The 25,050-nt window shown below is 59.2% G+C and carries 23 protein-coding genes and 2 pseudogenes; 12 read left to right on the top strand and 13 right to left on the bottom strand.

Going from position 1 to position 25,050, the window contains the following annotated elements:
* Positions 1 to 98: 98 nt before the first annotated feature.
* The 5 genes from HDC32_RS12810 to HDC32_RS12790 all read left to right on the top strand — a co-directional run bounded on the left by HDC32_RS12810 (position 99) and on the right by HDC32_RS12790 (position 4,294).
* Positions 99 to 893: a DNA adenine methylase gene (locus HDC32_RS12810; protein WP_184744290.1), complete on the top strand. Its 795-nt coding sequence runs from the start codon at positions 99 to 101 to the stop codon at positions 891 to 893.
* Positions 894 to 1,039: 146 nt separating this feature from the next.
* Positions 1,040 to 1,465, top strand: a complete 426-nt coding sequence (locus tag HDC32_RS12805; RefSeq protein ID WP_184744288.1) for a LexA family transcriptional regulator — start codon at positions 1,040 to 1,042, stop codon at positions 1,463 to 1,465.
* Positions 1,458 to 2,735: a translesion error-prone DNA polymerase V subunit UmuC gene (umuC, locus tag HDC32_RS12800; protein ID WP_184744286.1), complete on the top strand. Its 1,278-nt coding sequence runs from the start codon at positions 1,458 to 1,460 to the stop codon at positions 2,733 to 2,735. The genes HDC32_RS12805 and umuC overlap by 8 nt, the downstream gene beginning before the upstream one ends.
* A 145-nt stretch (positions 2,736 to 2,880) precedes the next feature.
* The gene (locus HDC32_RS12795; RefSeq protein ID WP_184744284.1) at positions 2,881 to 3,228 is read left to right on the top strand and encodes a hypothetical protein; all 348 of its coding nucleotides are present in this window, start codon (positions 2,881 to 2,883) and stop codon (positions 3,226 to 3,228) included.
* 31 nt (positions 3,229 to 3,259) lie between these two features.
* Positions 3,260 to 4,294, top strand: coding sequence for a DNA cytosine methyltransferase (locus HDC32_RS12790; protein WP_119739075.1), 1,035 nt, complete (start codon positions 3,260 to 3,262; stop codon positions 4,292 to 4,294).
* Between the two features lie 81 nt (positions 4,295 to 4,375).
* Here HDC32_RS12790 and HDC32_RS12785 read toward each other — a convergent pair whose 3' ends face one another.
* On the bottom strand, positions 4,376 to 6,328 hold the full coding sequence (locus HDC32_RS12785) for an ATP-binding protein (RefSeq protein WP_221461954.1): 1,953 nt from the start codon (positions 6,326 to 6,328) through the stop codon (positions 4,376 to 4,378).
* 798 nt (positions 6,329 to 7,126) lie between these two features.
* Between HDC32_RS12785 and HDC32_RS32470 the strand changes: the two are divergent.
* Positions 7,127 to 7,894, top strand: a pseudogene (locus HDC32_RS32470) (MCP four helix bundle domain-containing protein); the annotation flags it as partial.
* Positions 7,889 to 8,752 carry a methyl-accepting chemotaxis protein gene (locus HDC32_RS32465; RefSeq protein ID WP_409438485.1) on the top strand — a complete coding sequence of 288 codons (864 nt, stop codon included), beginning with the start codon at positions 7,889 to 7,891 and terminating at the stop codon, positions 8,750 to 8,752. The pseudogene HDC32_RS32470 and the gene HDC32_RS32465, both read left to right, overlap by 6 nt.
* On the opposite strand, the gene HDC32_RS12775 is transcribed toward HDC32_RS32465, so the two are convergent.
* From HDC32_RS12775 to HDC32_RS12750, 6 genes are read right to left on the bottom strand one after another with little or no spacing between them, the layout of a single operon-like run.
* The gene (locus HDC32_RS12775; protein ID WP_184744281.1) at positions 8,743 to 10,686 is read right to left on the bottom strand and encodes a response regulator; all 1,944 of its coding nucleotides are present in this window, start codon (positions 10,684 to 10,686) and stop codon (positions 8,743 to 8,745) included. The two genes, HDC32_RS32465 and HDC32_RS12775, sit on opposite strands and share 10 nt — an antisense overlap.
* The gene (locus HDC32_RS12770; RefSeq protein ID WP_131697056.1) at positions 10,676 to 11,539 is read right to left on the bottom strand and encodes a sensor histidine kinase; all 864 of its coding nucleotides are present in this window, start codon (positions 11,537 to 11,539) and stop codon (positions 10,676 to 10,678) included. The genes HDC32_RS12775 and HDC32_RS12770 overlap by 11 nt, the downstream gene beginning before the upstream one ends.
* A complete protein-coding gene (locus HDC32_RS12765) occupies positions 11,532 to 12,539 on the bottom strand; it encodes an ATP-binding protein (protein ID WP_131697055.1) in 1,008 nt (335 codons plus the stop codon). The genes HDC32_RS12770 and HDC32_RS12765 overlap by 8 nt, the downstream gene beginning before the upstream one ends.
* A complete protein-coding gene (locus tag HDC32_RS12760; RefSeq protein WP_065899382.1) occupies positions 12,530 to 12,934 on the bottom strand; it encodes an ATP-binding protein in 405 nt (134 codons plus the stop codon). Before HDC32_RS12760 ends, HDC32_RS12765 begins: the two co-directional genes overlap by 10 nt.
* A complete protein-coding gene (locus HDC32_RS12755; protein ID WP_027604299.1) occupies positions 12,931 to 13,293 on the bottom strand; it encodes an STAS domain-containing protein in 363 nt (120 codons plus the stop codon). Before HDC32_RS12755 ends, HDC32_RS12760 begins: the two co-directional genes overlap by 4 nt.
* 2 nt (positions 13,294 to 13,295) lie before the next feature.
* A complete protein-coding gene (locus tag HDC32_RS12750) occupies positions 13,296 to 14,147 on the bottom strand; it encodes an STAS domain-containing protein (RefSeq protein WP_131697054.1) in 852 nt (283 codons plus the stop codon).
* A 196-nt stretch (positions 14,148 to 14,343) separates the two neighbouring features.
* Between HDC32_RS12750 and HDC32_RS32075 the strand changes: the two are divergent.
* A pseudogene (locus HDC32_RS32075) lies at positions 14,344 to 14,548 on the top strand (LysR family transcriptional regulator); the annotation flags it as partial.
* Here the strand turns inward: HDC32_RS32075 and HDC32_RS12745 are convergent.
* Together HDC32_RS12745 and HDC32_RS12740 are read right to left on the bottom strand one after the other, a co-directional pair.
* Positions 14,540 to 15,298, bottom strand: coding sequence for a substrate-binding domain-containing protein (locus tag HDC32_RS12745; RefSeq protein WP_184744279.1), 759 nt, complete (start codon positions 15,296 to 15,298; stop codon positions 14,540 to 14,542). The pseudogene HDC32_RS32075 and the gene HDC32_RS12745 overlap by 9 nt on opposite strands.
* Positions 15,298 to 16,602 carry an MFS transporter gene (locus tag HDC32_RS12740; protein ID WP_131697052.1) on the bottom strand — a complete coding sequence of 435 codons (1,305 nt, stop codon included), beginning with the start codon at positions 16,600 to 16,602 and terminating at the stop codon, positions 15,298 to 15,300. The genes HDC32_RS12745 and HDC32_RS12740 overlap by 1 nt, the downstream gene beginning before the upstream one ends.
* 195 nt (positions 16,603 to 16,797) lie before the next feature.
* Here HDC32_RS12740 and HDC32_RS12735 point away from each other — a divergent pair, with 195 nt between their 5' ends.
* The 3 genes from HDC32_RS12735 to HDC32_RS12725 all read left to right on the top strand — a co-directional run bounded on the left by HDC32_RS12735 (position 16,798) and on the right by HDC32_RS12725 (position 18,376).
* On the top strand, positions 16,798 to 16,944 hold the full coding sequence (locus HDC32_RS12735; protein ID WP_167656487.1) for a hypothetical protein: 147 nt from the start codon (positions 16,798 to 16,800) through the stop codon (positions 16,942 to 16,944).
* Positions 16,945 to 17,034: 90 nt separating this feature from the next.
* A complete protein-coding gene (locus HDC32_RS12730) occupies positions 17,035 to 17,958 on the top strand; it encodes a LysR substrate-binding domain-containing protein (protein WP_131698896.1) in 924 nt (307 codons plus the stop codon).
* 55 nt (positions 17,959 to 18,013) lie between these two features.
* Positions 18,014 to 18,376, top strand: a complete 363-nt coding sequence (locus tag HDC32_RS12725) for a 5-carboxymethyl-2-hydroxymuconate Delta-isomerase (RefSeq protein WP_131698897.1) — start codon at positions 18,014 to 18,016, stop codon at positions 18,374 to 18,376.
* A gap of 46 nt (positions 18,377 to 18,422) precedes the next feature.
* On the opposite strand, the gene HDC32_RS12720 is transcribed toward HDC32_RS12725, so the two are convergent.
* The 4 genes from HDC32_RS12720 to HDC32_RS12705 all read right to left on the bottom strand — a co-directional run bounded on the left by HDC32_RS12720 (position 18,423) and on the right by HDC32_RS12705 (position 23,980).
* Positions 18,423 to 19,358: a LysR family transcriptional regulator gene (locus HDC32_RS12720; protein WP_184744277.1), complete on the bottom strand. Its 936-nt coding sequence runs from the start codon at positions 19,356 to 19,358 to the stop codon at positions 18,423 to 18,425.
* A 137-nt stretch (positions 19,359 to 19,495) separates the two neighbouring features.
* Entirely contained in the window at positions 19,496 to 20,683 is a 1,188-nt protein-coding gene (locus tag HDC32_RS12715) for a cyanate transporter (RefSeq protein WP_184744275.1), read from the bottom strand.
* A gap of 232 nt (positions 20,684 to 20,915) precedes the next feature.
* Positions 20,916 to 22,358, bottom strand: coding sequence for an aldehyde dehydrogenase family protein (locus HDC32_RS12710; RefSeq protein WP_184744273.1), 1,443 nt, complete (start codon positions 22,356 to 22,358; stop codon positions 20,916 to 20,918).
* The gene (locus tag HDC32_RS12705; protein ID WP_184744271.1) at positions 22,355 to 23,980 is read right to left on the bottom strand and encodes a 5-guanidino-2-oxopentanoate decarboxylase; all 1,626 of its coding nucleotides are present in this window, start codon (positions 23,978 to 23,980) and stop codon (positions 22,355 to 22,357) included. The genes HDC32_RS12710 and HDC32_RS12705 overlap by 4 nt, the downstream gene beginning before the upstream one ends.
* A gap of 111 nt (positions 23,981 to 24,091) precedes the next feature.
* On the opposite strand from HDC32_RS12705, the gene HDC32_RS12700 reads away from it, so the two are divergent.
* Entirely contained in the window at positions 24,092 to 24,964 is an 873-nt protein-coding gene (locus HDC32_RS12700) for a LysR substrate-binding domain-containing protein (RefSeq protein WP_131698902.1), read from the top strand.
* The last annotated feature ends 86 nt before the right edge of the window (positions 24,965 to 25,050 follow it).

Genomic DNA, 25,050 nt, shown 5'->3' with positions numbered 1-25,050 from the left:
CAGAACGTCCCTGCAAGTCCAGCCAAGGCTCCTGCTTCGTGCACAAAGCGGAGCGAGCCTAGCACTGTTTATTCATACAGCAAAGGTCTTGCTTTTTTATGTCCACACCCATCATCCCTTGGATGGGCGGCAAACGCCGCCTGGCCGACCGCCTTATCCCGCTCTTCCCACCTCACGAATGCTACGTCGAAGTCTTTGCCGGCGGAGCTGCGCTCTACTTCATGCGTCCCCAGGCCGCGCCGGTTGAAGTTCTCAACGACATCAACGGCGACCTGGTGACGCTGTACCGCGTTGTGCAGAACCACCTGGAAGAATTTGTCCGCCAGTTCAAGTGGGCGCTCAGCTCCCGGCAGGTGTTCGAGTGGCAGAAGATGACCCGCCCTGAAACCCTCACCGACATCCAACGCGCCGCGCGATTCTTCTACCTGCAGCACCATGCCTTTGCCGGCAAGGTGACCGGGCAGACGTTTGGCACCGCCACCACTGGACCGGCCATCAACCTGCTGCGGATCGAGGAAAATCTGTCTGCAGCTTGGCAGCGCCTTTCCGGCACCTATGTCGAAAACCTGGGTTGGCTAGAGTGCGCAGAGCGCTACGACCGTGACCACACTTTCCACTACATGGATCCGCCTTACTGGCAGACGGCTGGCTATGGCGTGGACTTTCCCTTTGAGAACTACGAGCGGATGGCCGATTTTATGGGCCGTTGTAAGGGCAAGGTGATGGTCAGCATCAACGATCATCCTGAGATCCGGCACGTCTTTGATGGGTTTCACTTCGAGATGATTGATATTCGATACAGCACGGCTAATCAGCGGCAGGGAAAAACGGAAGTCAGCGGAGAGTTGGTCATCATGAATTGGGAGCCAGCAGCATTGGGCAGCCTGTTCTGAATAGGAGCACGTGCCGCCGTGTTGAGCGGTGGCGCGTCCACACATGCGCACCTCTCCGCTTGTCGAAATCCCCTACAGAAAAATTGACCGCAAGTGTTTTACAAAGTTAACTGTACATTCATACAGTAACTGTAAAAGGCCGCATCATGAGCTTCACCATTCTAGGTCTCATCGCTGAGGTAGGCGCGAAGTTGCCATTGTGTTCGTTCCAGGTCCCGGCCGGCTTTCCGTCGCCTGCAGCGGATCACATTGAGCAGCACATCTCATTGGATGAGGTCCTGAATATCCGTGCGCCCCATGTGTACCTGGTGGCAATCACCGGTGAGAGCATGCAGGGTGTCGGGATCTTCGATGGTGACTTGGCCGTGGTGGATCGTGCCATTGAGCCTATGCATGGGCATGTGGTGGTGGCCCTGCTGAACAATGAGCCTGTTTGCAAGCGCTTGTGTAAGCGCGGTCAGGAGGTCGTCCTGCTATCCGAAAACCCCAAGTTCCCGGCTCGCTACGTTCTTGAAGGCGACGAATTGTCGATCTGGGGCGTGATCACCAGCACAGTGCGCAGCCATGTCTAAGCAACAGCCGACCTTTGCACTGATCGACTGCAACAGCTTCTATGCCAGCTGCGAACGGGTATTCCGGCCCGACCTGGCGAAGGTTCCCATCGTGGTGCTGAGCAATAACGACGGCTGTGTCATCGCCCGGAGTTACGACGCCAAACCCTTCATCAAGATGGGTGAGCCGTATTTCCAGATCAAGCACAAGCTCAAGCAACACGGCATTGTGCCGTTCTCCTCCAACTATGCGCTGTACGGTGACATGAGCGAGCGCGTGATGAGCCTGATCGAGGCTATGGTGCCGGCAGTCGAGGTGTACAGCATCGACGAGGCGTTCGCCGATCTGACTGGTATCGATGGGCTTGATGCCTTAGGCCGGCAGATTCGCGCCCAAGTGCTTCGTTGCACCGGTATACCTGTCGGTGTTGGTATCGCGCAAACAAAGACCCTGGCGAAGTTGGCAAACCACACAGCGAAGCGCCTGCAGTCCGAAACCGGTGGGGTGGTCAACATCACCGATCCGGTTAAGCGTGACTGGGTGCTGCGCAATACGGACGTGGCGGAAGTTTGGGGTGTCGGCCGCAAGATGAAACTCCACCTTGACGCGCTGGGCATCAAGTCCGCCATGGACCTGGCCAGGGCGGATCCTTGGACGCTCCGTAAGAAGTTCAGCATCGTGATCGAGAAGACCGCCCGTGAGCTCGCCGGAACATCTTGTCTTGAGCTGGACGAGCCCGATCCGCCAAAGCAGGAGATCTGCTGTAGCCGGATGTTTGGCAAGCGCTTGACTGATCTACCTCCAATTAAGGAAGCGCTGGCCACCTACATGATGCGGGCCTCAGAAAAGCTCCGGGCCCAGGGTTCGTTGTGTAAGAAGGTGCGTGTATGCATCCGCACGGGCATGTTCAATCCAGAGGAAGCGAAGTATGCCAACGGGATTGTGGTAGATATGCCGTATCCCACCGATGACGTGCGACTGCTGACAAAGGCGGCTGTTGATGCTGTCGACCGTATTTACCGCCCAGGCTTCAAATACAGTAAGGCTGAAGTGATGCTGCTCAACCTGTGTCAGCCCGGCGAGTACACCGATGATCTGTTCGCTACTTCGCAACCTGCCGAGTCCAACCGAGTGATGACGGTGCTGGATGAGATTAATGGTCGGTGGGGGAGGGGGACATTGCGTTCGGCCAGCGTGCCACTTGTCCCTGATTGGGGGATGCGGCGTGAGATGATGAGTCAGAGCTTCACTACCCGAGTCGATCAGTTGTGGTCCGTAGCATGCAGGTAGCTCCTAACCGGCAAAAAAAATACATAGATTGGCCAGCTTCGTCATAGACACTGACGATTCGGAGGGTGAGCAGGGTCTCTGGTCATTGACGTGAGCCTTTGCGTGATCGATCATCCTATAAATTGGTACAGCAAGGATGAGAAGTATGTACTGGATAGAAATTTGCACAGACGGCAGCTATGTCTTTGGTGAAAAGGAATATTTCATCTCAACTGAAGGGATCGTTGAGTTAGAAGCAGATGAATTTGAGCGCTCTGGAAATGATTGGGCGAAGATAAGAATTCCATTTGAGATAGCAACGCCACATGGATTATTTACTTGGGACGTTGAGATCATTGAGTATTTTGAAAAAGACGTAGCTAGCTTCTTAGGGGCGTTCATCAGCAGTTTTCCTGAGGACGTTTTCCTGAAGGATGAGGTGACGTTCAGGCTTCAGGACGGCTGGCTCAATCCGAAGAAAATCCCTCCTAGACTTAAAGCCGTGAATGGCTAAAATGCGCCTCGACTAAGAGACTACGTTCACCATGATTGACGCAGTAGACCTATTCTGTGGCGCCGGCGGCCTCACCGCTGGCATGAGCAATGCGGGCATTACCGTGCATGCTGGCTACGACATTGAGCGCCAGTGTGAGTATGCCTATCACGAAAACAGTGGCGCAGCTTTCGTGGCGAAGGACGTCAAGAAAGTGACCCGTGATGAGCTGAATTCTTGGTATGAGCAGGGTGAAGGACGTTATCGGCTACTGGCCGGATGCGCGCCATGCCAGCCTTTTTCCAGCTACAACCAGGGGAAGGACACCAGTAGTGATCGCAAGTGGCCACTTCTGTATCACTTTGCTCGCTTGATTAAAGAGGTGCAGCCAGAGTTGGTCACTATGGAAAACGTTCCGGATGTGACCAAGCACAAGGTATACAACGACTTTGTGAAAAGTCTTGAAAAGCAGAATTATAAAATTTGGGCGAATAAAGTATTGTGTGTGGAATATGGCCTTCCGCAACTTCGCCGCCGCCATGTGTTGCTTGCGTCAAAGCTAGGTCCCATTCAGTTGATTCCTCCTACGCATGCGGGACGACCAGTCAGCGTTATGGATGTAATTGGCGATCTGCCTAGAATCGCTGCAGGGGATTGTGATCCAAATGATCCTATGCATCGCTCAGCAACACTTACTCCGCTCAATATGCAACGAATTTTGTGTTCTAAAGAAGGTGGGACATGGCGAGACTGGCCCCAGCACCTGGTAGCGGCCTGCCATCGTAAGGAGAGCGGCAAAACCTACGGCAGCGTTTATGGCCGAATGAAGGGGAGTGAACCAAGCCCTACCATGACCACCTTGTGCTATGGGTTTGGTAATGGTCGGTTCGGGCACCCTCAGCAAGCTCGTGCGATCTCATTGCGTGAAGCTGCAATTCTGCAATCCTTTCCTAAAGATTATAAGTTCATGAGGCCAGAGGAAATTACTTTCAAAGCAGTTGGCCGCATGATAGGGAATGCGGTACCCGTGCGATTGGGAGAGGTGATCGGTGAAAGTTTAATGCGCCATGTTCAAGAGTTTGGTTAAAAGGCACTCGGATATATACTTGTAAATCTGTGAATATTTAATGCACCTGATGACCAGGTGCATTTTTCTTGCTCAAAAACTTTAAGAGAGTCGAGCGACTACTTTGTCTATTCGGTCTAGCTCTTTATTGCTGTCAATGTATGCCTGATATGCCTTTAGAGCGCCATTAATTAACGTATCGAAATGGACTATTCGGGAGCCTGGAGAAATGGCTTCCAGCATATTTGCAACTCGGTTATGGTTGTAGCCCTCATCAACTAATGGTGGACCTATTACAAAAACGACTTCGATTTTTTCTCCGTGCAAACCTTGTGCAGCTAGAATTTTTTGAAGTTTGTCAACGTAAAGCATTCCCTGCTGTTGTAATTCGAGAATCCCCATTCTTCGGTGAGCCCGTTTTAGCTCTACAATAATGTGGGTACCAAGAACAGTACGGTATTTGATGTCGACACGTCCTAAACTTTCTTTTTCAGTAAGATCGTCAACCACCACACCTTCTTGCATAAGCCGAGATTCGATAAGTTCGGATCCGTCTGCGCGTTCCCATGTTGGATCCAGGAGCCACATGTGATCAAAAAGGTGTTGTTGTAGAGCTTTCTCTTTTTCATCGTCATCAACAATTTTGTTGAATACACGTATCACTTCTATTCTTGATTTTATAATGTCCCTGTAAAGAGATGCCTCAAGGGTGTCTCGTTGAGCGATTAGAGGGATTAATTTGTCAGCACCAATCTCAACGGCATTAATTAATTCATGAACGGTCCCTCTCAGTTTGAGGCGCTCAAATGCCATGATGCTGTCTCGTAGAACCATGCGTCTGTCTTCAGCATCATCTATCGGTAGGCTATTAACTTTCGATAGTAGGGATTTGGCCTGCTCGCGATAGCTGTCGTCCAGAGAGTCAAACCACTCCTTGATTACCGGATGCTCTTCCGCTATTTCAAGAGCGCCAAATTCTCTTCGCCATTTCGCCCATTGAGGTTCTATTTTTGACAGCAAGACTTTGAGGTATGCGGACATTGCGGCAGATCGTGGATCGCTTTCTTGGATGCGCTGCCGGTCACTTGTGGCAATATCGTCGTCTGAGTCGAAATCTAGAAAGTCAGCTTCTAATTGGCCTGTCAGATACTTGGTGTACAAACGCCCGTCGTTTATATTGTCTAAAATGTTTTCCTGGATTAAACGGCCGTGCGCCATGAGCACAATGGAGTTCAGGTTGTTATTGTCTGCATCTACAAGCATTTTTGGTTTTACAGCGGTACCGATCCAGCCACTTACAACCCAGGCTGGGTCCCAGCCGTCCAATCGATTTGGTAGTATGGCTTGTGCTTTAAAATTAGGGGCAGAAGCCGTGCGATCTGTATTCTCGTCGCCTATATGCCAAATATACTCTACGGCACGTATATCATCTCGATCCGCTGCCGTGACGGGTGATCCGTCAATCAAGACTGAGAAATCTTTACTTCCTACAACAGAAAAACGTCGAGCCAGTCTGCGGCGTAATGCCACCAAAGTAGATGGGACGCGGCCTTTTTTGAGTTCGGAGAGTATGATTTTTGTTCCTACGCTTACATCCAGTTCATCAGCAGGAATTGCGTCAGGAACATATCGACTCTGCTGGCCATTTATCGCTTCTCGAATTCGAGAAACTGCCATTTTTAGTCCATGCCTTTCCGTGTTTTTAATCGATTGTACCCTAACACTTTCGGCTATTGAGAAAAGTGATAGCTTGCCCAGGCCCTTTCGGCCCATCACGTGCCGGCCGCGTGCAGTGGTAGTAGTTTCTTGTACTCTTCGTCTATAGCCGACCTTCAAAAACTTATCGTTCATGTCTTTGATGGTCATTCCTATGCCATTATCAGTAATGGTGATCTGCTGTTTGGCATAGTCATAATCAATAGTTACTATTGTAGCGTCAGCATCCCAGGCATTTGCTACGATTTCAGTGAGTACCGCAGCGACATTGCTATAAAGGTTGATGCCTAAGTGGTCCAGAACGTTTAAATCAATTGTCATTTCATATGGAGAGTTCACAAGCGTTCCTTACTTGAGCTAGACACATTTTCCGTTTTCGAGGCTTCCATTAGGGATACCTAGCGTAGATATTCCTCAAGCTAGCGGTTTTGGGGGAAGCTTACCAGCGGCTCGCAAGAGAATCACTAGATCCTACGGATCATGCATCGGCGGCAGAGAGTCAGGGGAAAGGATAGAAAATCACAGATGGTGCGCAGATTGGGCTATTCAAGGTGATTACAATGGCACGCGACTGTATTTCGGCCCTTGCGTTACCTTCGGGCTGGTGGGCAACGATGATGGCGTTGGCGTCACAGGTGTGCAGAATGTTCGGTGCGCTGACTACTAAGCTCAGCTAGATTTTCATTACGAGGATGGGCTTTGGGAGGATATGAGGCTTGTCTGAGCGAGAGGGTTAGGGCATTTTTAGGGCATAAACTGGGCCGTGATAGGCCGCTATACGCCCCTATAACGTTTCGTAGATGCCCATTTTAGTGGTATACAGCGGCCTATCAGAAGGCGGGCAGGGGTTCGAATCCCTATCTCTCCGCCATTACATAGAAAAAGCCCCGTAGTTGAATAAGCTACGGGGCTTTTTCGTTTCTGAGATTTTTATTTGGAGCAGAGCTACTCGTTCCGAGCTGCCGACAGGGCCGTCGTGGTTCTTCCAGCCAGCACAACCAACCGCCTTCCGTCTTCAAGCATGCTTTACTGGCCTGATAACTTCTCATTTCCCGCAGGCTACGTCCCTCAAGTCTTTATCCATGCGGCCGAAACGCTCTCATACGACATCGTATCCCTAACGAGAGATCCCGCTAAATGTCCCTTCGCAGCCTGTCCATCGCCCGCCGTGCGGGTTTAGGTTTTGCCTTGATTGCTTTGCTCGTGGCCCTGCTGGGTTTTTTTGCGCTGTCGAATATGGCAAACATCCGCGCCAGCGCGGTGCAGGTGGAAAGCGGGCTGGTGCCGAAGATGCGGCTGGTGGCGGACGTTCGCGAAATCATGCTGCGCATTCGTACGATCTCTTTGCGCATGGCGCTGGACCCGAACCCGGCGAGCATCCCGCAATACCGTAGCCAGATGGACACCCGCAGCCAGGACCTGACTAAGCGGCTGGCTGAACTCGACGCGGTGATCGACACTCCCGAATTACGCACGCTCTACGACCAGTTCCAGGTCTCGCTGCGCCAATACCAACAAGGGCTGGCCCAGTCCTTCGCCCTTGCCGATAAGCAGCAGGGCGCCGAGCTGAACAAGCTGTTGCTGGTGGATATGAAAACCGTGGTCGATGGCTCCGGAGCCCAGCTCAATGCCCTGGCCGACTACTACAACGCCCAGATCAACCAGCAAGGCCAGACGGCCGAGTCACAGTACAGCCGTTCGCGCACCATGGTGTTCGGCTTTGTGATTGTTGCGGGTTTGAGCACCGTGCTGCTGGCGTGGTTGCTCACGCGCAGCATCGTCGGCCCGCTCAGCCATGCAGTACGGGCTGCCGAGAACGTTGCCCAGGGTGACCTGACCCAAACGGTGGACGTGACCGGCGACGACGAAGTGACGCGCCTGCTCGTGGCTCTCAAGACCATGCAGGCCAACCTGCGCGGCACCCTGCAGCTGATTCGCCAGTCGGCGGGGCAGATGGCGTCATCGGCCACCGACCTCAACGGCATCACCGATCAGAGCAGCCGCAGCCTGCAAAAGCAGACCGCTGAAATCGAGCAGGCCGCCACTGCCGTGAACGAGATGACCTCGGCGGCGGATGAGGTGGCGCGCAATGCAGTGTCCACCTCCGAGTCCACGCGCCTGTCCAATGAAACCGCGCGCGAAGGCCAGCACCGTGTGGGCGAAACGGTCAACGCCATTCAAGCCCTGAGCACCAATATTGGCGAAACTTCGACCCTGGTGCAGAACCTCGCCGAGCAATCGCGGGATATTGGCAAGGTGCTCGACGTGATTCGCTCCATCGCCGAGCAGACCAATCTGCTGGCGCTCAACGCCGCGATCGAGGCGGCGCGGGCCGGTGAGTCCGGGCGCGGTTTTGCGGTGGTGGCTGACGAAGTGCGCGCCCTGGCCCATCGCACCCAGCAATCGACCCTGGAAATCGACCAGATGGTGACCGCGATGCGCACCGGCTCCAACGACGCGCTGAGCTCGATGCAGTCGAGCACCCAGCGTGCCACCGACACCCTGGCCTTGGCTGAGGGGGCGGGCGGCGCATTAAGTCAGATCACCGACTCCATCGACCAGATTCACCAGCGCAACCTGGTGATTGCCAGTGCTGCCGAAGAGCAGGCCCAAGTGGCCAAGGAAGTCGATCGCAATATCGTCAATATTCGCGACCTGTCGGCACAGTCCTCTTCCGGAGCCGGGCAGATCAATGGATCGAGCCGAGAGCTGGCGCAGTTGGCCGTTTCCCTGAACGAAGCGGTCGCAAAGTTTCAGCTGTAGTGAAGTGTGCCGGCCGTGCCATCCAGCCCGCGACGGATCTTCTCCAGCAATTCATCGATGTGAAATGGCTTGGAAATCAGATCCATGCCTTCGCCGAGGAAACTCTGACGATTCGCCGCGTTTTCCGCGTAGCCGGTCATGAACAGGATCGGCAGTGCAGGATGCATTTCGCGTGCGACGTCGGCCAGTTCGCGCCCGGTCATGTAGGGCAGACCGACATCGGTCAGCAGCAGGTTGATGCTCGAGTCGTCGCGCAGGCTGGCGATGGCTTCGTCGCCATCGGCGGCGAGGCTGCAGCGGTAGCCGGCCTCGATCAGCACCTCGGCCACGAAGCTGCGCACGGTGGGCATGTCTTCGACAATCAGCACGTGCTCGCCATTGCTTTGGCCCGGCGACGCCAGTGGCTTGACCACGGTGCTGGCGGGGCCGCTTGCGGCGGGGAGCATGATGGTCACCTCGGTGCCCTGGCGGGTTACGCTGCGGATCTGTGCGTCGCCGCCGGACTGTCGGGCAAACCCGTAGATGGTCGACAGGCCCAGCCCGGTACCCTGGCCCAGCGGCTTAGTGGTGAAGAACGGGTCGAACACCTTGTCGATGACGCTGTGCTCGATGCCCACACCGTTATCGCGCACCGACAGGGCGATGTAGGGGCCATTTTCCAGTTTGAGGTTGCCGTTGGAGTAGGCCGGGTAGGTCGTCACCCAGATATTGCCGCCCTTGGGCAGCGCGTCGCGGGCGTTGATCACCAGGTTCAGCACGGCGCTTTCCAGCTGGATCGGATCGACCATCGCCACGGCCGGGTTGTTGGTCAGCTCCAGTTTCAAGGCGATATGTTCGCCGATGGTGCGTACCAGCAATTCTTCCAGGGAGCGAATATGCGCGTTGATGTCGATCGGCCGCGTGTCCAGCGGTTGCTGGCGGGCGAAGGCCAGCAGGCGGTTGGTCAGGCCGGCGGCGCTCAGGGCCGAACTCAACGCCGCATCGGCATAGCCTATGACCTTGTCGGTACGCTGGGTCTCAATGCGTTTCTTGATCAGCTCCAGGCTGGTGATGATCCCGGTCAGCAGGTTGTTGAAGTCATGGGCGATGCCGCCGGTGAGTTTGCCCAGGGCATCCATCTTCTGTGCCTGTAGCAGCTGCGCCTCGGTGCGTGCCAACTGGGTGGTGGCGTTGGCCAGTTCGGCCTGCTGGTGCCGCTCGCGGTGGCGGTGTTCGGTGACGTCCTCGACAAATACCAGGCTCAATTCGGCGCGGCGGTAGGGCGAAACCTGCCATTCGGTCTCGCGCAACTGGCCGTCGACCTTCATCTGCAAGGTGCCCTTCCAGCGCTCGCCGGCAGCCAGGCGCAGGCACAGCTCCTGAAGCACCGTGAGTTGATCGGTGGCGAAGCATTCGAGCAGGGCGTCGGGGTTGAGGTTGTCGTGAATCAGCTGGGCAAAGGCATGGTTACATTCGTGCACCTTGAGCTGTGCATCCATTACCGCAATCGGCGCGCTGATATTGAAGAAGATTTCGCGAAACCGTGCCTCGCTCTCGCGCAGCGCGTATTCAGTGTCGCGCACTCGCAACAGGGTACGCAGAGTGGCCAGCAGCACATCCGGATCGACCGGGTGGATCAGGTAGGCATCGGCGCCGGCATCCAGGCCGGTGATGATGTCGCCGGTCTCGATGGAAGCTGCCGATACATGCACCACCGGCAGCAAGGCGGTGACCGGATCGGCGCGCAGCACGCGCACGATGTCGAAGCCGCTCATGTCTGGCAGGTTGACATCGAGGATCAGCCCGTCGATTTTTTCGCTGGCGATCAGGTCCAGCCCTTCCTGGCCGGTGCCGGCCTCAAGCACATGGTAGTGATGGCTTTCCAGGCGTCGGCGCAGGGCGTAGCGGGTAGCGGCGTTGTCGTCGACGATCAGCAGTTGGATGTCACGATTCATCGACAAGTCCGCCAGCAATAGAGAGAGGAATGATCACGAAGAACATCGAGCCGACGCCAGGCGTACTCTCTACGCCGACCCGGCCGCCGAGCAGTTCGGCAAAGCGTTTGCACAGCGACAGGCCCAGGCCGGTGCCGCGCAGGCGTTTTTGCAGCGGCGAGTCGATCTGGGAAAAGTCTTCGAACAGGTTGCTGTGCAGTTCGGCAGGAATGCCCAGGCCGGTGTCGTGCACGGCAAAGCGGATTTCCTGCTCGCCGACCCGTTGCGCCGATACGCGTACCTCGCCGTGCGCTGTGAACTTCAGGGCGTTGGAGATGAAGTTGCGCAGGATCTGTGCCAGCTTCTTGTCGTCGGTGTAGAGCTTGGGCAGGCCGATAGGTTCTTCGAAGATCAGGTCTATCGACGAGGCATCGACAATCGGGCGGAACATCCCGCGTAACGCCGAGAACAAATCGAACATGTCGAACCAGGCCGGCGAGATAGTGATGCGCCCGGCCTCGATCTTGGCCAGGTCCAGCAGGTCGTCGACCATTTCGCGCAGCTCGCGCGCGGAACTGCGGATAAACCCGACCTGCGTGTGCTGCTCGGCGCTCAGCGGGCCGTCGAGTTCGTCGGCCAACAAGCTGGTGATGCTCAGGATCGAGCCCAGGGGCGTGCGGAACTCATGGCTCATGTACGAGAGGAATCGGCTTTTCAAGTCAGACGCCTGGCGCAGTTGGTCGGCCTGGGTATCCAGCTCGGCATACAGTGCCAACACGCCCTGGTTGGTCTCGTCCAGCTCCGAACGCAACGCATCGGCCTCCTGGCGCAGGCGTTGCAGTTCATCGGTGAGGGAAGCGGTGGTCTCAGCCATCAATGGCCTCCAGGGCAATCACGAAGACGGTAACGTCATCCCGTCCGCGGCAGAAATCACGGTGCAGGATGGCGGCGATCAAGGCCGGGTGGCGGTGTGAAAGCCCGGGGTAGTCGGCAAGGTTCCAGCGTGATTGCAGCCCATCGCTGTAGAGGACCAGCAGTTGGCCGGTGACCTGAGCGTAGTCGAAGGGCTGCGCCTTACGAAATTGCACGCCGACGATACCGGGGTGGGAGGCCAGCCCGCGCGACTTGCCGGGGCCGATCAGGCTCGCGCCGATATTGCCCACCCCGGTGAAGCGCAAGCTGTCGGCCATGGCGTCGTACTGGGCGACGGCCATGGCGCCGCCGCGTGTGCCGCTCATACCGATATGCAGGTCGTTGAACAATACGGTCGGGTCCAGGAACGGGTCCTGGGCAAACACCGCTTCACCGGCGTGTGCTGCCCGTTCGGCTTCGCTGCCATGGCCCAGGCCGTCGGCCACCATTACGCTGAAACGGCCTGGCTCGATTGCCAGGTGCCAGGCATCGCCACAGGCCGGGTCATGGTGCAGGGAGTGCTGGCTGACACCGTAGCGAATATCCTTGGTACCTGATGCCCGCGGGTACAGGCGAGCCAGCATCGCCGTGCCGCGATGGTCGGCGTAAGCATCAAACACCTGTGCCACGCGGGAGATGGCGCCCATGCCGATACCCTGGGTGCCGCCGGTGGAAAAACCGTCCACCAGGCAACTGTCCAGGTCAAACCCCTGGCCACGGTCCACGGCGATCATCTCCACGCCCTGATTGCCCGTGGCGCGCAACTGCAACTCGCCGTGGGCGGCATGCTTGAGAATATTGCTGGCCAGCTCTGTGGCCACCAGGGCTACGCGGCCGGCGTCGGTTTCGTCAAAGCCCAGTTGCTCGGCGAGCTGTTGCGCAGTGCGCCGGGCATAGCCGACTTGGCTGACATCTTCGATCAACAGCACCTCGGTCAAGGCGCTGGGAATGTTCACGTCCATCGGGTGATCGTCACGCGGGTGCCCTTGCCGGGAGCGGTGTCCAGTTCAAACTCGTCCACCAGGCGTTTGGCGCCGGTCAAGCCCAGGCCCAGGCCACTGCCCGAGGTCCAGCCGTCGGTCATCGCCAACTTGAGGTCGGGGATGCCCGGGCCTTCATCGCGGAAGGTCAGGCGCAGGCCGGGGCGGTGGTCTTTCTCGACCACGGCCCAGTCCATATGGCCGCCGCCGCCGTAGACCACGGTGTTACGCGCCAGCTCGCTGACGGCGGTGACCAGTTTGGTCAGGTCGATCAGGCGCATGCCGCATTCCTGCGCCAACTTGCGCACCAATTGTCGGGCCAGCACCACGTCCTGTTCGATGAGCACCGGGTGGGTGCCGCTGCTGGCCTGGGTCATGAGTGGTCTACCCGGTCACGCAGCAATTTCATGCCGCGCTCGACATTCAACGCGGTCGCTACGCCTGGCAGGGTCATGCCCAGTTCCACCAGGGTGATCGCCACCGCCGGCTGCATGCCCACCAGTACGGTCTGGGCATCCATGATGCGCGACAGGCCGGAAATGGTGCCGATCATGCGGCCGATGAACGAGTCGACCATGTCCAGCGCGGAGATGTCGATCAATACGCCCCGTGCCGACGTGCGGCTGATGCGCTCGGACAGGTCGTCCTGCAACGTCAGCGCAAGCTGGTCATGCATGTCGACCTGAATCGTCACGAGCAGGAATTCGCCCATCTGCAAAATCGGGATACGTTCCATGCTTAAACAGCCTTGCTGATGGTGACACCCAGGCGTTTCAGGGCCAGTGCCAAGGCATCCGCCAGGTTAGCCTTGGTCACCACGCCTTGCAGGTCGAGGCCCAGGTGCACGATGGTCTGGGCGATTTGCGGGCGCACGCCGCTGATGATGCAGTCGGCGCCCATCAGGCGGATGGCGGTCACGGTTTTCAACAGGTGCTGCGCTACCAGGGTGTCCACGGTCGGCACGCCGGTAATGTCGATGATGGCGATCTCCGAGCCGGTGTCGACGATGCGCTGCAACAGCGACTCCATGACCACCTGGGTGCGTTGCGAATCCAGGGTGCCGATCATCGGCAGGGCCAGCACGCCGTCCCACAGCTTGACCACCGGGGTGGACAGTTCCAGCAATTCTTCCTGCTGGCGCTTGATCACCGACTCACGGGATTTCTGGAAAGTACGGATAGTGTGCATCCCCAGCGCGTCAAGCAGCTCGGAGATTTCCCACAGCTGTTCGGCCAGTTGCGTCGGTTGTTCGGCGTATTCCCGTTGCAGCAGGGCGAACAGCGGACCTTTGAGGGCAAAGATAAAGCTGGCGGTCTGTTGCGAGTCCTGGCCGATCAGGGCGCGGCTGTGGGAGAGTTTTTCCAGGAAGACCCGGGTTTCTGCCCAGTTTTCATGGCCGACCTGTTGCGAACCGCCTTGCTGCAGTGCCGCGATCAACAGGTTGAGGAAGTCGTTGGCCTGCTGCCGGGTGTCTTCGGCCTTGACGTTACGCGTGGCCCCCGAAGCCTCAAGGCTGGCAACCCATTCGGTCAGCAGGGTAGGGCGATGGGTGTGCAGTGCCTGAATGGTATGAGCTTGCAGAGTTGCCACAGGAAACCTCCGTGAATGCCTTGGTTGAGTGGCATGCAATTTATACTAAATTGAAGTGCTTTGAATTGTTTCGAAGCTTTTCGTTCATTCGGTTCAAGCCTTGTGGATCGGGCGCTTTAGGCGGATAGGCATTTCGCCGGCAGTGATCAATCAGCGTGCACCCGGCGCGCCCCCGGCGCATCGAAACGCTCGAGGAACGCACCACATGACCCCCATGGTCGGTCTGGTGGAAGCGGGCTTGGGCGTGGGGAGCGGAGCACCCGATTTTGCCGAGTGTGCCGTTAGTGGGACCACAGGTGATGCGCAATGTGGGCTTGATCAAGCGCCGCGGGCGGACGTTGCCGCCGGCGGCGCTGGAGTTGGAGCGATGGATGCAGCAGATGCGGTGTCGGTCAGCGTGACACTGAGTCCAGGCCGGTGGATTGCACCACCGGTTGTGCCTCGGGCGACGCCAGGAACTGCAACAGCGCCTTGGCTTGTGCCGGGTGTTCGGCAACGACCGGAATGCCCGCGGCAAAACGCGTCACCGATTGCACATCCTCCGGGATCTTGCCGACGTACGTCACACCCGGCACCGGCAACAGCTCCGCCACCTGTTGTAAGCCCACTTCGTAATCGCCCTTGGCGACCTGTTCGGCCACCGGCAGGCGCTCGATCATGGTGCCTTTGGCGGGCATGCCGAGCTTCTTGAACAGCTCTTTCTCGACATACACACCGCTGGCGCTGTCCGAATACGCCACGGACTTGGCCTTGCTCAATACAGCCTTGAGTTCGGCATCAGTGCCGATCGCAGGTTTGGCCGCACCTTCCTTCACCACCAGGCCGATGCGTGAGTCGGCCAGTTCCACGCGGGAAGCCGGGTCAACCTTGCCTTGTTTGATCAGCTCATCCAGGGCATAGCCGACCATGATCACCACGTCGGCATGTTCGCCACGGGCCAGGCGGTTGGGAATCGCTTCCGGTGCCTTGCCCATGGACGGGCCGAGTATCGTGTCGAGGGTGTCGCCGCTGTGCTGGGCGTATTGCGGGCCCAGCAGTTTATAGGCGGCGGTGAAGCCACCGGAGGTCATCACCTTGAGCTCCTCGGCCTGGGCCGTCAGCGCCAGGGCGCCGAGGGCCAGCGCCGTCAGGGTCTTGAACACAGACCTCATCACACCGCCCCCTGCATCACCTGCCCACGCGCATTGGCACGACGGTACAGCGCCAGTGTCGAGCACAGTGCGCAAACCGCCGCAAACATCATCCAGTAGGCCGGCGATGCCTTGTCCTCGGTGATGTGAATGAACCAGGTGGAGATCGCCGGGGTAAACCCACCGAAGATCGCGGTCGCCAGGCTGTAGGCCAGGGAGAAGCCGGCCACGCGCACTTCCACCGGCATGATTTCCGTGAGGGCGGGGATCATCGCACCGTTGTACATGCCGTACAGGAACGAGAACCACAGCAGGGTTTCCAGCATATGGGCGAAGCTCGGTGCGTTCACCACGTAGGACAGCGCCGGATATGCCGTGAGCACCGTCAGTGCGGTCATGGCGATCAGCACCGGCTTGCGGCCGAAGCGGTCGCTCAAGGTGCCGCCGATCGGCAGCCAGACAAAGTTCGATATCGCCACCAGCAAGGTCACCAGCAGCGCGTCGGAGGTGCTCAGTTGCAGCACAGTCTTGCCGAAGGTCGGCGCATACACGGTGATCAGGTAGAACGCGGTGGTGGTCATGGCCACCATCAGCATGCCGCCGATGACCACGGTCCAGTTTTTCACCAGTGTGGCCAGCACTTCGCGCATGGTCGGGCGATGCTTGCGGTTGGCGAACTCTTCGGTTTCCTGCAGGTTACGGCGCAGCACAAAGATGAACGGGATGATCACGCAACCGATGGCGAACGGAATGCGCCAGCCCCAATCGGCAACCACCGCCGGTTCCATCCACACGTTCAAGCCATAGCCCAGCGCGGCCGCCACCACGATGGAGATCTGTTGGCTGCCCGATTGCCAGCTGGTGTAGAAACCCTTGCGGCCCGGGGTGGCCATTTCAGACAGGTATACCGACACACCGCCCAGTTCCGCACCGGCCGAGAAACCTTGCAATAGGCGGCCCAGCAGCACCAGCAGCGGTGCCCACAGGCCAATGGTGTGATAACCCGGCACCAGCACGATCAACAGCGTGCCGCTGGCCATGATCGACAGGGTCACGATCAACCCTTTGCGGCGGCCGACGTCATCGATATAAGCGCCGAGGATGATTGCGCCCAGTGGCCGCATCAGGAAGCCAGCACCGAACACGGCGAAAGTCATCATTAATGACGCAAATTCATTAGCGGCGGGGAAGAATGCGGCAGCGATGTAGGTGGCGTAGAAACCAAACAGAAAGAAGTCGAACTGTTCGAGGAAGTTGCCCGAGGTAACGCGGAATACCGCACCTACTTTCGAACGGGCAGAATCGGGCCGGGAAGGGCTAGTCATGGTTTTGTGTCTCCAGCGTTCTTTTAAGTGCTTGTTTCGCGTAAGACCGAGGATAGTGGCTGACACATTTAGAAATGATAAGTGAAAAATTTGGATTGATTAATCTTAATTGGCTATCAATCGCCGTATCCGTCAAAAATCCTGCTCTGTTCTATGCTGGTAGATGTGACCAATTCTTACGGAGGGGAGGTGGCTATGGGCAACGAACAGAAGCGCCAGGATGAGCCGGAGCGTGAACAACCCCAGCAACGGCGTGAAGAAGAAAAACCCCAGACCTGGAAACATCCGGATGACGGAACGGAGCTGTCCGAGCGGGATCAGGAGTTTCCGCTCAAGCCCTGAGCAAGGGGCCGGTATCAGCAGATTGGCGCATAGACGCCGTGCGTCGCGCTTTCTACACTGCGACCTGTCTTGGGGAAAGGGCAGGCGCCGATGAATCGCAATGAATTACGCAAGGCCGACATCAACCTGATGGTGGTCTTCGAAGCACTGATGCTTGAGCGCAATGTGACGCGGGTGGCCGAGAAGCTGTTTCTCGGCCAGCCGACCATCAGTTCGGCCCTCAACCGTCTGCGTACCTTGTTCAATGATCCGCTGTTCATTCGCGTCGGCCATCGCATGGAACCCACTGCGCGCGCCGAGGAAATCATCCAGCACCTGTCGCCCGCCCTGGACTCACTGTCGTCGGCCTTGAGCCTGACCCACGATTTCGACCCATCCATCAGCACCATGACCTTTCGCATCGGCCTGTCCGATGACGTCGAGTTCGGCCTGTTGCCGCCGCTGCTGCGCGCCTTGCGCCAGGAGGCGCCGCAAGTGGTGTTCGTGGTCCAGCATGTGGACTACTGGCGCATCCCCGACCTGCTGGCCTCCGGCGATATTACCGTCGGCATCACCCAGACCCGTGGCCTGCCGGCGAATGCCAAGCGCAAGCTGCTGCGTCATATCCGCCCGCGACTGCTGCGCGCCGACGCCTCGGACACTCCGCTGACCCTCGATGAATATTGCTCGCGCCCCCATGTGCTGGTGTCCCACACCGCCAACGTGTCCGGGTTTGCCGATGAGTGGCTGGCGGAAATCGGCCGCAAGCGCCATGTGGTGTTGTCGGTGCCGCAATACAGCGCATTGCCCGCGCTGCTGGCCGGGACGGACCTGATCGCCAGCCTGCCGGACTACACCGCCGAGGCCATGGCTGTGTCGGGCAACCTGTTCTGTGAGCCGTTTCCGTTCGAGACGCCGACCCTGGATTTGTCCATGGTCTGGCTCAGTCATGTGGACACCGACCCGGCTGAACGCTGGGTGCGTTCGCGGCTGGAAGCGTTCATGAGTGATCGGGGCCTGGCGAACAAGGCCTGACGCGTTTATCCGTGGTATATCTACGAATCTTCCTACGAATGACTCGGAGTCATCCATGCCACACCTGCACTTGGAATACACCGCCAACCTGACAAACCTGGCCGTCGAGAAAACCCTGTTGCGTCTCAACAATGTGCTGATGGCGTCCGGGCAGTTCGGTTCCGAGTTCGATATCAAAAGCCGTGCCGTGAAGGTCGAGAGTTTTCAGGTGGGCACCTCCCTCAACCCACGCGGTTTCATCGCGGTGAAGCTGTCGCTGCTCAGCGGGCGGTCGCCGCAGGTCAAGCAGCAATTGTCGCAAAGCCTGCTGGCAGCATTGCAGGATCTGGGCGACTGGCCGGCGGATATACAGGTTCAGCTCAGCGTCCTGCTGGTCGACATGGATCGCGATTCCTACAGCAAAGTCGCCATCGGCTAACCCGCAATCCATCGTGGCGAGGGAGCAAACGCCCTCGCTACAGACGTTAGAGTAATCCCTGATCCGCACACACCTTCACCACCTGCTCACGAAACCAGGTATTGGCACTGTCCTGTTCACTGCTTTCATTCCACTGCATATCCAGGGTGAACCCCGGCAACCCGTTGGGGGCCTCGCAGTGGCCGAACACCGTCGCGGGCGCCAGCAGTTTTTGCACGCGGCGCGGCAGGGTGACGATGAAGTCGGTGCCGGTGATCATCTTCAGCGCTGCGCTGTAGCTGTTGGCCCGGGCGATCACCTGGCGCTTGTGGGCCTGGCGCGCCAGCCAGCCGTCGATCATGTTGGTGTCGGAGGTCCAGGGCGTGGGGAACACGTGACGCCGCTCGACGAACGATTGCAGGCTGAACGCCGCCTCGCGCGGTGCCGCGCGTTTATCGAAGACGCACACCAGGTCGTCTTCCAGCAGCATCTGGGTCTTGAAGTCTTTAGGGGCGCGGTGAAAGTGCGGGCCGAAGCAGATCACCAGGTCCAGGCGGCCCTCGCGCAGGTCGTCGGCGGGGATGTCGGCTTCCAGTTTCTGCACATTGACGATCACCGGCAGGTCGGCGCGGTCGAAATGCTTCAACAGGCGCGGCAGGATCAGTTGTTCGAAGTACTCCGGCGCGCAGACATTGAAGGTCACGGCCTTCTGGGTCGGGTCGAAGGCCTGGCCACCGGCGTGGCACAGGTTGATGCTTTCGAGGATCTTCTGCACATGGGCGTACATGGTGGTGGCCTTGTACGTAGGCCGCATGCCCGCCCGCGTGTTGATAAACAGTTCGTCTTCAAAACTGGTCCGCAGTTTCTTCAGGCTGTAGCTCACGGTGGACTGGCTGACGAACAGTGTTTCTGACACCTCGGTAACGCTGCTCTGGTCATAGACGGCGATAAACACCATCAAGTCCTGCATATCGAGTTTTCTGAGCAAGTTACTGTTTAACATCGGTTTCGTCCGTAAACCCCATGTACCGAAGTCAGTACAAGACAGCGCGAAAGCTTAACGGAACGGCCGTGCCAATAGAAAGCTCTGTAGGGTGTTTCTATGTTTGGTGTGGGACAAATACTGTTTGCAACACGACGTCAGCGAATATGTTCTGCGTAATGCTTTGGGTTGAAGCGTGTGACGATCAACAGCATCACCACGATCACCGCCGTCAGCGACCACCAGGCCCATTCGAAGCTGCCCAACTGGTCGCGGATCATCCCGGCGATCAGCGGCGACAGGCCGGCAATCAGGTAGCCGATGCCCTGCACGAATGCGGTAAGGCCCCCCGCGCGACGCGGGTTGTCGAGGTGGTCGAGGGACAGGATCAGGCTCATCGGGAACAGCCCGCCGATACCCAGGCCGAGCAGGCATGGCCATAGCAAGCTGAGGTGCTGCGGGCTGAGGATCAAGCCGCAGAACCCGAGGATGATCAGCACCAGCAACACCGCCACCACCCCGCGTTTATCCCGGCGACGGTTGGCGATGGCCGGCGTGACCAGGCCGGACACCACCTCCATCGCGGTCAGAAAACCCAGCAACAAACCGGCATTCTGTTCGCTCCAGCCTTGCTCCACGTAGTACGGCGCCAGCCACGCCAGTACGCAGGTGTAGGACGCTGTACCGAGGCCGAAAAAGATCGCCAGCAACCAGGCGCGGCCGTTGCCGAAAAACGCTTCCTGAGGGCCGGCGGCGGCGTGGGGCAGCGGTGGCAATACCGAGCGCTGGGTGTACCAGAACACCAGGGCCAGCAGCGCCAGAAACGCCCAGATCGCCAGCCCGATGCGCCAGCTGCCGGTCTGCACCTGCACGAAGGGGGAGAACGCTGCCGCCAGCGCCGCGCCGCCCATGATGGCGGTGACGTAGAGGCCCATGAACAACGACACGTTGTCGCTGAACCGCGACTTGATCAGGGCCGGCATCAGCGCCTGGATCATGGCGATACCCACACCGGCGGCAATCGCGCTGACGATCAATTCCATGGCCGAATCCAGGAACAATCGCGACAACGTCGCCGCGCCAATCACCAGCAGTGACAGCACAATGCTGCGGTGCTCGCCAAAACGCTTGGCCAGGCCCATGCCAAAGAACATCGCCAGGCCCATGGCCATGACCGGTAACATGGTCAGCAACGCCGCGCTGCTGAAACTCAACGGCACCTCGCCGCGAATCGACGACAACAACGGCCCCACGGCGGCCATCGACGGCCGCAGGTTAAGAGCGACCAGAACGACACTGATCATCAGCCATACGGAGGTGGTGGGTTTTGCCTGAACGTTTTCCATGGGCCTGCCTTGAATGAACAAGGGCGAATCAGGCCACGCCTGGGGGAGGGGGGCAAATGAGAAAGTCGCAGGGGCTATCTAAAAATTGCAGTTAACTGAAACACCGCAAATCAAAATGTGAGAGGGGGCTTGCTTCCGATAGCGGTGTGTCAGTCAAAGATGTTCCAACTGAATCAGCGCTATCGGGAGCCCCCTCCCACATTGGTCCACATTCCACAGGGAGGCTGCACCGTCAGATAGACCGGATCACATGCTTGATCTCCTGAAACGCCGCCAGCCCCCACGGCCCCAGCTCACGGCCGATGCTGCTCTGCTTGTAACCACCCCATGCGGTCTGCGGGAAGATCACCTGCGGTGCGTTGATCCACACCAACCCGGCCTGCAAGGCATTCGCCACGCGCTCGGTGGTCTCGACGCTGCGACTGATCACGCTTGCCACCAGGCCGAACTCGCTGTCGTTGGCCAGGGCAATGGCCTCTTGCTCAGTGGCAAAAGGTCGTACACACAGCACCGGGCCGAAGATTTCTTCGTTCCACAATGCACTGTCCAATGGCACGTCGGTAAACACCGTCGGGCGAATGAAGTAGCCCTTCGCCAGGTTCGCCGGGCGTTCACCGCCACACAACAATCGCGCGCCAGCCTCGACGCCCCGTTGGATATGCCCCAGCACTCGCTGATACTGCACGCGGTTGATCAGCGCGCCCATCTCCACGTCGTCGGCAAACGGGTCGGCGACGCGAATCCCTTCAACCCGTGCCTGCAAGCGCTGCAGGAATTCATCCGCCAGGTTATCGGCCACCAGCACGCGGCTGGTGGCGGAACACATTTGCCCGGCGTTGAAAAAACCACCGCCACACGCCAGATCCACCGCCAGGTCGAGGTCGGCATCCGCCAGTATCAGCAGCGAAGATTTACCACCCAATTCCAGGCTTACGCCCTTGATGGTTTCCGCTGCGCGTTGCATCACCTGTACGCCCACGGCGTTGCTGCCGGTGAAGGAAATCTTCGCCACGCGACGGTCTGCCGCCAGCGGTGCGCCAACGGCCAAGCCGGTGCCGCACACCAAGTTGAACACCCCCGCCGGGCAGCCCGCGTCAGCGATGATTTGCGCCAACTGTAACTCCGCCAGCGGCGTGACTTCCGACGGTTTGAGCACCACGCAGCAACCGGCAGCGAGGGCCGGGGCGAGTTTCCATGCGGTGGTGACCATCGGGAAATTCCACGGCACGATCAGCCCCACCACGCCGCACGGCTCACGGCGCAGGCGCGCGCTGAAGTCATCGCTGGGCAGCGCCACCGGGAGGTCCTGGCCGGCGTCCATGGCGTCGGCGATGCCGGCGTAGTATTCGAACGTGGCGATCACGTCGTCCACATCAATGCCCGCTTCAAACAGTGGCTTGCCGTTGTTGCTCGACTGCACGTGCATCAGCTGTTCGCGCTGCGCGCTGACGCCTTGGGCAATTTTGCGCAGCAGGCTGGCGCGATCACGGCCGGTACTTTTAGACCAATCGACAAAGGCCGCGCTGGCCGCATCGACGGCTTGGGTCACGGCCTGCGCATCGCCGACGCTGATGTGCGCCAGAGTCGCCTCGGTGGCCGGGTTGATCACCTCCAGCACTTCATGGCCTGCGCGCCATGTGCCGTCGATATACACACCGTTCAATACTGCGCTCATACCGCTACCTCCTGCATCCATAGGTTCTGGTCGATCTCAATCAGCGTCGGCCCCTGGCGATCAGCGGCGGCGTGCAAGGCGCTGCGTAGCTGTGCAACGCTGTGAGCGCTGTCGGCAGCACTGCCGAGGGCCTTGGCCACGCCGATAAAGTCCGGGGTGTAGATGTCCACGCCGACCGGTTCGATGGCGCGGTTGAGCATGTATTTCTTGATCTCTTCATACCCCTGGTTATTCCACAGCAGCACGATGATCGGCGTGCGCGCTTCCACCGCGCTGGCCAGTTCCGGCAGGGTGAATTGCAGCCCGCCGTCGCCGATCAAACACACCACCGGCTGCCCATCGCCACGGCCCAACCAGGCGCCGATGGCGGCGGGCAGGGCGTAGCCCAAGGTGCCGTAGCCGGTGGAGGAATTGAACCAGCGGCGCGGATGGTCGAGGTTCAGGGTCAGGTTGCCGCTGTACACCGGTTGGGTCGAATCGCCCACCAGCACGGCGCCCGGCAGAGCCTCCAGCACCGTATTGAGGAACAGGGTTTGCGCGCGGGTGGCGGCGTCCCAAGTGGCGGCCAGTTCGGCCCACAACCGGGCGACGCGCTGAGCGCCCCAGTCGGTGTGGCGAGGGCCCAGCGGCGTGCGGTTCAATTCCGTCAGCAAGGCATCGGCGGCGATCTGCGCATCGGCCACCAGTGCGAGGTGCGGCGGGTAGTTGCGCACGGTCTGGTCGGGGTCGATATCGATGCGCAGCAGCGCGCCGGGTATCTCGAAGCCACCGGCGAAGGTCACGTCGTAGTCGGTCTCGGCCAGCTCGGTGCCGATGGCCAGCACCACATCGGCCTCGGCCACCAGCGCGCGGGTAGCGACCAGGGACTGGGTCGAGCCGATCAGCAGCGGGTGATTGGAAGGCAGCATGCCCTTGGCGTTGATAGTCAGGGCCACCGGCGCGCCGAGGGTTTCGGCCAGGCGGGTCACTTCGGCGGCCGCCTCAATCGCGCCGCCACCGGCCAGGATCAGCGGGCGTTTCGCGGCGGCGAGCAACTGGCTCATCTGCTTGACCGCCGACGGTGCCGCACCGGCACGGGCGACGCTGACCGGTTGACTGCCCAGCAGCGCATCGGCGTTTTCCACCAGCACATCCAACGGAATCTCGATATGCACCGGGCGCGGCCTGCCGGCCTGGAACAACGCAAACGCCCGCGCCAGCAGGGCAGGCAACTCCGCTGCCGACATCAATGTATGGGAGAACGCCGCCACGCCGGCGATCATCGCGCCCTGGTTCGGCAGCTCATGCAGCTTGCCGCGCCCACCGCCCAACTGGCTGCGCGATTGCACGCTGGAAATCACCAGCATCGGGATCGAGTCGGCATAGGCCTGGCCCATGGCCGTGGTGATATTGGTCATGCCCGGGCCGGTGATGATGAAACACACGCCCGGCTTGCCACTCGTGCGCGCGTAGCCGTCGGCCATAAAACCGGCGCCCTGTTCGTGGCGCGGGGTGACGTGGCGGATGCTCGAGCGGGCCAGGCCGCGATACAGCTCTACGGTGTGCACGCCGGGGATACCAAACACCTGGTCCACGCCGTAGCTTTCCAGGAGGTTGACCAATACTTCGCCGCAGGTCGCCATAGGTGTCGCTCTTGTTATGGATTCGTGGCGGTATTGGAACGGCTGGCCCGTAGCGGCAACAATCGATAAAAAGTCATACTAGCCATGTCCTCACGTCATGGCTGCGCCCTTATGAAACGCCTTCCGCCACTGCCCGCGTTGCATACCTTCTGGGTCACGGCCCAGTGCTGCAACTTCACCCGCGCCGCCGAGCAACTGCACATCACCCAAGGCGCGGTGAGCCGGCAGATCGCCGGGCTGGAGAGCCATTTGGGCTACGCCTTGTTCCAGCGCCAGGCACGGGGGTTGAGCCTGACCGAAGAAGGTCGCGAGTGGTCGCAACGGGTGCAGCAGGTGTTCGGCCTGCTCGGTGACGCGGTGGAGCAGATCGGCAATCGTCGCCATACCCTGCAAATCAAGGCGTCCACCTGTGTGATGCGCTGGTTGTTGCCGCGCTTGATGCAGTGGCAAAAGGAACGCCCGGATGTGCCGGTGGAACTCACCACCACCGTGGCCTACAGCGTGGATTTTCGTCGCGAGCAATTCGATGCGGCGGTGATCTATGCGCCCATCGCCGAGCAGTCGGCCGAGGCGCGGCACTTGTTCGACGAACAACTCACCCCGGTCTGCGCACCGGCGCTGCTTGCCGGTTTGCACACCCCGGCGGACCTGCAGCAACAGGTGCTGCTGCACCCCACGCGGGACGAGCGCGATTGGGCGCGGTGGCTCAAGGCGGCGGATACGCGGTTGAGCAACTTGAGCCAGGGGCATCATTTCGAGACGTTGGATTTGGCAATGAACGTGGCCTCCCAGGGCTCCGGGGTGGCGATGGGCGACAGTGCGTTGATGGGCGAGGACCTGAAGGCGGGGCGGTTGGTGATGCCGTTTGAACTGCGGGTGCCGACGGGGAAGGGGTATTACCTGGTGTATCCGCCGGGGACGGTGCCGTCGGCAGGGCTTGAAGCACTGATGGATTGGTTAGTGAGCCAGGCGCAACAGTCGTAGGCGCTGAAGATCCAAATGTGGGAGGGGGCTTGCTCCCGATAGCGGTGTGTCAGTCAAAGAGGCTCCAACTGAACCACCGCTATCGG

Source organism: Pseudomonas sp. JAI120, from assembly GCF_014207255.1.
Classification (GTDB): Bacteria; Pseudomonadota; Gammaproteobacteria; order Pseudomonadales; family Pseudomonadaceae; genus Aquipseudomonas.
The sequence above is the reverse complement of the archived record's forward strand: the minus strand, read 5'-3'. Positions and strand labels throughout refer to the sequence as shown.